At 51.5% G+C, this 7,108-nt stretch carries 6 protein-coding genes; 4 read left to right on the top strand and 2 right to left on the bottom strand.

Translation table 11 applies throughout. The annotated features are described in order from the left end of the window. Positions 1–398: 398 nt before the first annotated feature. Complete coding sequence (locus JK223_RS04210; RefSeq protein ID WP_212712952.1) at positions 399–1,160, bottom strand: YciK family oxidoreductase; 762 nt, start codon at positions 1,158–1,160, stop codon at positions 399–401. A gap of 172 nt (positions 1,161–1,332) precedes the next feature. Between JK223_RS04210 and sohB the strand changes: the two genes are divergently transcribed. Continuing rightward, complete coding sequence (gene sohB / locus JK223_RS04205) at positions 1,333–2,379, top strand: protease SohB (protein WP_212712951.1); 1,047 nt, start codon at positions 1,333–1,335, stop codon at positions 2,377–2,379. A gap of 50 nt (positions 2,380–2,429) precedes the next feature. Here the strand turns inward: sohB and JK223_RS04200 are convergent, their stop codons facing one another. After that, on the bottom strand, positions 2,430–2,681 hold the full coding sequence (locus JK223_RS04200; RefSeq protein WP_212712950.1) for a DUF2498 family protein: 252 nt from the start codon (positions 2,679–2,681) through the stop codon (positions 2,430–2,432). Between JK223_RS04200 and JK223_RS04195 the strand changes: the two genes are divergently transcribed. The 3 genes from JK223_RS04195 to cysB all read left to right on the top strand — a co-directional run bounded on the left by JK223_RS04195 (position 2,680) and on the right by cysB (position 6,818). Further along, the gene (locus JK223_RS04195) at positions 2,680–2,952 is read left to right on the top strand and encodes a hypothetical protein (protein WP_212712949.1); all 273 of its coding nucleotides are present in this window, start codon (positions 2,680–2,682) and stop codon (positions 2,950–2,952) included. The two genes, JK223_RS04200 and JK223_RS04195, sit on opposite strands and share 2 nt — an antisense overlap. A gap of 92 nt (positions 2,953–3,044) precedes the next feature. Further along, positions 3,045–5,642, top strand: a complete 2,598-nt coding sequence (gene topA, locus JK223_RS04190; RefSeq protein WP_212712948.1) for a type I DNA topoisomerase — start codon at positions 3,045–3,047, stop codon at positions 5,640–5,642. A gap of 201 nt (positions 5,643–5,843) precedes the next feature. After that, complete coding sequence (cysB, locus tag JK223_RS04185) at positions 5,844–6,818, top strand: HTH-type transcriptional regulator CysB (protein ID WP_212712947.1); 975 nt, start codon at positions 5,844–5,846, stop codon at positions 6,816–6,818. The last annotated feature ends 290 nt before the right edge of the window (positions 6,819–7,108 follow it).

Below are 7,108 nucleotides of genomic sequence, written 5' to 3'. Positions count from 1 at the left end.
AACGGAACAAACACATGAACAACAGATGGAATTGCTAGAGTAGTAAGCGGAAGGTGAAAGTAGCCCCCCTTACAGGGTGCATTCTCAAAAGCCACCTTCTAAGAAGGTGGTCTTTTACTGTATCCCTTATCCGGGAAACCCGTTTACGGGTCGTAAGTCATCCAACCTGCCAATGTCAGATTGCGATGCGCCTGTCAGGGCGCTGTGGGTAAGAGAGCCTGACAGGCACCTTTGAAAGGCCTCCGGCTCTGCCGGAGGCTATTTATTGCCCATTACCCCATGCCCGGTGCGGGGGATCATTCGTTCTGTCAGGCGATAGCCGGAAGAATCCCCCTTCCGGAACATCCCGGCTGATCAGTTCGGTGAAAAGAGACACACCGCGACAGCGCTTTACCTGTCTATTCAGCCGGACCGGCTTTTCTGCCGGGCTGAGCATCAAAACTGTGACCTGTTTTCCCCAGACTTTCATCACTCATCAGATACAGATAGATCGGCATAATCTCGGCCGGGGTTTTTAGCCGTGCGGCATTTTCTTCCGGAAATGCGCTGGCACGCATTGAAGTACGGGTCCCCCCCGGATTAATACAGTTGACCCGCAGGGCGGTGTCTTTATATTCGGCAGCCAGGATTTGCATCATTCCTTCGGTGGCAAATTTGGAAACGGCATAGGTTCCCCATCCGGCCCGACCTTCACGCCCGACACTGGAGGTGGTGAAAACCAGTGACGGTGCAGGTGACGTTAACAGTCGCGGCAGGAGGGCCTGGGTCAGAAAAAACGTCGTATCCAGATTGACCTTCATGACCTGAGACCACTCGGCGGGCGGGATCTCTGCCATCGGCTGGAGGGTACCGAGGATACTGGCATTATGCAGTACGCCGTCTAACTGCGGGGTGAGCGTGGCAACTTCTGCGGCAAATTGCCGGCAGTCTTCAGCGCTGGCGGTGGCAAAATCCAGTACCAGTACTGCAGCCGGAGTCAGTCCCGCGGCAGCGATATCGTCACGGACCTGATTGAGCTTTTGCCGGTTTCTGCCGGCCAGCAGTACCCGGGCGCCCTGGCGGGCATAGGTCAGGGCGGCTTCACGACCAATGCCGTCCGAGGCGCCGGTGACTAACAGTGTACGGTTTTTCAACAGGTTGCTTTGTTGCTGAGCATTCACAGGCGGGTCCTTTGTTTTTAAAATTTCATGCAGTTATGCCGCAAATTATCCTATGGTACACTAGAATAACATGCTGTTAATTTCCAGCTTAGCGGCCGGCTTTAGCGCCCCTCAGTACCTCAGGCCGGCCAGGAAAACATGCGTTTAACCGAAATTGACTAAGGTGGACTGAGTGAGTTTTATTGCAGAATATGGATTATTTTTAGCGAAAATTGTCACTGTTGTCGTGGCTATTATTGCGCTGGCAGTGGCCATTGTGAGCCTCTCTTCCCGTAAGAAAGGGGGACAGGGTCAGCTTCAGTTAGGGCACCCGGGGGAAGATTATCAGACCCTGAAACAAACGCTGGCGGTCGCAAAACTGCCGGAGCATGAACAAAAGCTCTTCCTGAAAGCGGAAAAGAAACAGCGTAAAGAGAAAGCGAAAGCCAGTAAGGCGAAGGCAAAACAGGGGATCAGTGAAGAGACCAAAAACACTCTTTTCCTGCTCGATTTTAAAGGCAGCATGGATGCGGGTGAGGTAGCCTCATTGCGTAAAGAAATTTCTGCTGTCCTGTCGGTGGCCTCTGCCGGAGATGAAGTTCTGTTACGTCTGGAAAGCCCGGGGGGTGTGGTCCATGGCTATGGCCTGGCGGCATCGCAGCTGCAACGTCTGCGTGACCACGGTATTCCCCTGACGGCGGTGGTTGACAAAGTGGCTGCCAGCGGCGGTTATATGATGGCCTGTGTCGCTTCACGTATCATCGCGGCGCCGTTCGCGATCATCGGCTCTATCGGGGTGGTAGCCCAGGTGCCTAACTTTAATCGTCTGCTGAAACGCAATGATATCGATATTGAGCTTCACACGGCCGGACAGTATAAACGTACTCTGACGCTGCTGGGTGAAAACACGGAAGAAGGGCGCGAGAAATTCCGTGAAGATCTGAACGAAACGCATCTGCTGTTTAAATCCTTTGTTCATCAGATGCGCCCCGGGCTGGATATCGAGTCCGTCGCCACGGGCGAACACTGGTATGGTCGCCAGGCCTTGGAAAATGGCCTGGTTGATGAAATCGCAACCAGTGATGAAGTGATCATCCGCCAGATGGATAAGTTTAATATTCTGTCGGTCGGCTACAGTAAAAAGAAAAGCATCATTGAACGCTTTACTCAGAGCGGTGCGCAGGTCGCTGAACGTATGCTGCAGAAATGGTGGCAACGTGGAGAAAAACCGCTACTTTAACCACCGTCAGTGGCTCTGATGACAACCTCTAACCCCGGGATTTCCCGGGGTTAGTGTTTCAGACGGTAGCGTGATGATAAGTTCAGCGTCAGGAATTTAAAGACGTTAAACACCGCGGTCGTCTGGCGTGTCGGTAAACCCTGCGCATCGGTGAACAGCGGACCGCTGAATATCAGGTGTCCGTTTTTTTCATCAACGCCGGTCACCTGCATTGCCGCAAAGTAGTCATCATGCCCGCGTATAAACTGATTCGCGATGTCGAGCAGCGCTGTTTTATCCATAAATTCAGGGTGTTCAGACATGGTTTTCCTCATCGTTGTTAAAGACATGACAGAGAATGTGGGTATTGTAAGCGCTTTTCCCGGCCACCACAAAATTTTTGCCGGTGAAGCCGGGCGGAAATTCGTCAGGATGCTAATAAAGTTGCGTCTCAAATTTTATCAGGTAGAGTGTGGACGATTTGCGAATCAGGGAGCCCGCTTCACGGCCGGCCGGAAAACTAAAGTAAAAGATTATTTTAATCATACTGTTAATTTCCGGGCTATTATCAGTTATCAACCGATCATGGCGTGAACCGCGGGAGTCAGCAGCAAGTAGCGTTGTTGCAAATCAGGGGAGTTCTCCTCTCCCGTTCTTCAGGACGTTTTTATTAGGTAAAGTTATCTATGGGTAAAGCACTCGTTATTGTTGAGTCACCGGCAAAGGCTAAAACTATTAATAAATACCTTGGCAGTGGCTTTGTCGTTAAGTCCAGCGTGGGTCACATCCGGGATCTGCCGACCAGCGGATCCCTGGCTAAGAAGACGGCAGAAGCCGGCAAGGCCAAAACAGCAAAGTCAGGAAAAAAAGACGAGAAAGCTGCTCTGGTGAACCGCATGGGTGTCGATCCGTGGCACAACTGGAAAGCTAATTACCAGATCTTACCGGGTAAAGAAAAAGTCGTTTCTGAATTACAAACCCTGGCAGCCGATGCTGACCATATTTATCTCGCAACGGATTTGGACCGCGAAGGAGAGGCGATTGCCTGGCACCTGCGTGAAGTCATCGGTGGAGACGATTCGCGCTTCAGCCGCGTTGTGTTTAACGAGATCACTAAGAATGCGATCCGCCAGGCCTTTGAAGAGCCGGGTGAACTGAATATTGACCGTGTGAATGCCCAGCAGGCACGTCGTTTTATGGACCGTGTGGTGGGTTACATGGTCTCACCTCTGTTGTGGAAAAAAGTGGCGCGCGGTTTATCTGCCGGTCGTGTCCAGTCCGTGGCTGTGCGGCTGGTGGTCGAACGTGAACGTGAAATCAAAGCCTTTGTCCCGGAAGAATACTGGGAAGTGGATGCCCGGCTGAATACCCCGCAGGGGGTCGATTTGTTGATGCGTGTGTCGCATCATCACGACAAAGCCTTCCGTCCGGTCAATAAAGAGACCACCGCGGCGGCGGTCGCTGAGCTGGAAAAAGCGACCTATCAGGTCACTGAGCGGGAAGATAAACCGACCAGCAGTAAACCTGGCGCACCTTTTATTACGTCGACTCTGCAACAGGCGGCGAGTACCCGTCTGGGCTACGGTGTAAAGAAAACCATGATGCTGGCACAACGACTCTATGAGAGCGGCCACATTACTTATATGCGTACGGATTCCACCAACCTGAGCCAGGACGCGATCGAAATGGCCCGGGGCTATATTGACAGTAATTTCGGTAATAAATACCTGCCGGACAATGCCAATATCTATACCAATAAAGATAATTCTCAGGAAGCGCACGAAGCTATTCGTCCGTCTGATGTCAATATCCTGGCCGAACAACTGAAAGACATGGAAGCCGATGCGCAGAAGTTATATCAGCTGATCTGGCGTCAGTTTGTGGCGTGTCAGATGGTGCCGGCAAAGTATGACTCCACCACCCTGACGGTGATGGCAGGAGATTACCGTCTTAAAGCGAAAGGACGTACGCTGCGTTTTGATGGCTGGACGCGTGTTATGCCGGCCTTACGCAAGAACGATGATGATCTGACGCTGCCGGCTATTGAGGTGGGTGATGCACCTGCGCTGCTGGAAGTATTGCCGGCGCAGCACTTCACCAAGCCACCGGCCCGCTTCAGTGAAGCCTCGCTGGTCCGTGAGCTTGAAAAACGCGGTATCGGTCGTCCTTCGACCTACGCCTCCATCATCTCGACCATCCAGGACAGGGGGTATGTCCGGGTGGAGAGCCGTCGTTTCTATGCAGAAAAGATGGGGGAAATCGTCACCGATCGTCTGGAAGATAACTTCCGCGAGCTGATGAATTATGATTTTACCGCGCGGATGGAGGACAACCTTGACCAGGTGGCGAATAATCAGGCCGAGTGGCGTGCCGTTCTGGATCATTTCTTCACCGATTTTAGTGATCAGCTGCAGAAAGCAGACAAAGATCCGGAAGAGGGTGGCATGCAACCGAATCAGATGGTGCTGACCTCGATCGAATGTCCGACCTGTCAGCGGCATATGGGCATCCGTACTGCCACCACAGGGGTCTTCCTTGGGTGTTCCGGGTATGCACTGCCGCCAAAAGAGCGTTGTAAGCAGACGATTAACCTGATCCCGGAAAATGAAGTCCTGAATATTCTGGAAGGTGAAGATGCGGAAACTAACGCCCTGCGTGCGCGTCCCCGTTGCCGTAAATGCGGTACCGCCATGGACAGTTACCTGATCGATGAGAAACGTAAACTGCATGTCTGCGGTAATAACCCTTCCTGCGACGGGTATGAAATCGAAGAAGGTGAGTTCCGGATTAAAGGGTATGATGGTCCGGTCGTGGAATGCGAAAAATGTGGCAGCGAAATGCACCTGAAGATGGGACGTTTCGGAAAATACATGGCCTGTACCAACGACGACTGTAAAAATACCCGCAAGATCCTGCGTAACGGCGATGTGGCTCCGCCGAAAGAAGATCCGGTGCCGTTACCTGAGCTTACCTGTGAGAAGTCTGACGCCTATTTTGTGCTGCGTGACGGGGCCGCGGGTATATTCCTGGCCGCCAACACCTTCCCGAAATCCCGCGAGACACGTGCGCCGCTGGTGGAAGAGTTACAGCGGTTCAGCGACCGTCTGCCGGAGAAGTTTACGTATCTGACTCAGGCGCCGGCCGTTGATCCCAATGGGAATAAAACGCTGGTCCGCTTTAGTCGTAAGACTAAACAGCAATATGTGTCTTCGGAAAAAGACGGTAAAGCGACCGGCTGGTCAATGTTCTTTATTGATGGTCAGTGGCAGGAAGTGAAAAAGTAGTATTTTTTGTCTCAAAAAAGCCAGCATTTGCTGGCTTTTTTAATTTAACGGATATAGCTATTTGTTCTGTTAATTATAAATTAATGCTATAGTGGTTATAGTTAACAGCAATAGATAGCCTGTTAATAAATATAAATTAATCAGATAACTTTTTTGCAGGAATGCAGGCAATAAGTACCTTTTGTCCCGAAAAGGTGGGCTATGAAATTACAGCAATTACGCTATATCGTCGAAGTCGTTAACCATAACCTGAATGTTTCCTCCACTGCGGAAGGGCTTTATACCTCCCAGCCGGGGATCAGTAAACAGGTTCGTATGCTGGAAGATGAGCTCGGTGTGCAAATCTTCTCCCGCAGTGGTAAACACCTGACTCAGGTGACCCCGGCCGGCGATGAAATCATTCGTATTGCGCGTGAAGTATTATCCAAAGTGGAAGCGATAAAATCGGTCGCCGGTGAGCATACCTGGCCGGATCAGGGATCTCTGTACGTCGCAACCACACATACCCAGGCACGTTATGCGCTTCCCCCCGTCATCAAAGGTTTTATCCAGCGTTATCCGCGGGTATCCCTGCACATGCATCAGGGGTCGCCGACGCAGATAGCGGAAGCGGTATCAAAAGGCAATGCTGACTTCGCTATCGCGACCGAGGCGTTACACCTCTATGATGATTTAGTGATGCTGCCCTGTTACCACTGGAACCGTGCCATCGTCGTTCCGCCGGGACATCCGCTGACCGAAAAAGCGCGGGTGACTATCCAGGACCTGGCCGAGTTTCCGCTGGTGACCTATACCTTTGGGTTCACCGGCCGTTCAGAACTGGATTCTGCTTTCAATCAGGCCGGTCTGACACCAAAGATTGTTTTTACCGCCACCGACGCAGATGTCATTAAAACCTATGTTCGTCTGGGGCTGGGGATTGGGGTGATTGCCAGTATGGCTATCGACCCGGTGACGGAAACCGATCTGGTGAAGATTGATGTGTCTGATATTTTCACCTACAGCACCACTAAAATAGGTTTCAGGAGCAGCAGTTTCCTCAGAACCTATATGTATGACTTTATTCAGCGGTTTGCCCCTCATCTGACCCGGGATGTGGTGGATGCGGCGATTGCTTTACGCTCGAATGAAGATATTGAAGCGATGTTTAAAGATATCCGTTTACCGGTTAAATAACCGGAACGTGACATCGGCCCGACGTGGCTGATGTTAACTTTGATCTTTATCATGCCGGTCATGGATGACCGGCGACAGAATATATCAGCCACTGGTGATAAGACCGCTGAAGTATTTTGTCAGGCAAACAGGGATGTATTATGCATTTTTCTTTTCGTACCCGCCCGCAAGGGTCTCCGTTATCAGAAACCTCATCCGGAACTTCTCTCTGCCGATATCGCTGCAGAGTCTGGGGACTGGCATTGCTTTTTTGCCTGGCCTTCTGGGCAGGGGTGATCTTCCTTATTTTG

The organism is Tatumella sp. JGM118, assembly GCF_018257515.1.
In the GTDB taxonomy this organism is placed as follows: domain Bacteria; phylum Pseudomonadota; class Gammaproteobacteria; order Enterobacterales; family Enterobacteriaceae; genus Tatumella; species Tatumella terrea.
The sequence above is the reverse complement of the archived record's forward strand: the minus strand, read 5'-3'. Positions and strand labels throughout refer to the sequence as shown.

Excerpts from the sequence above, each read along its gene's own strand:
- JK223_RS04195 (WP_212712949.1), top strand. The coding sequence starts at position 2,680 with ATGGTTTTCCTCATCGTTGTTAAAGACATGACAGAGAATGTGGGTATT.
- JK223_RS04200 (WP_212712950.1), bottom strand. The coding sequence starts at position 2,681 with ATGTCTGAACACCCTGAATTTATGGATAAAACAGCGCTGCTCGACATC.
- topA (WP_212712948.1), top strand. The coding sequence starts at position 3,045 with ATGGGTAAAGCACTCGTTATTGTTGAGTCACCGGCAAAGGCTAAAACT.
- cysB (WP_212712947.1), top strand. The coding sequence starts at position 5,844 with ATGAAATTACAGCAATTACGCTATATCGTCGAAGTCGTTAACCATAAC.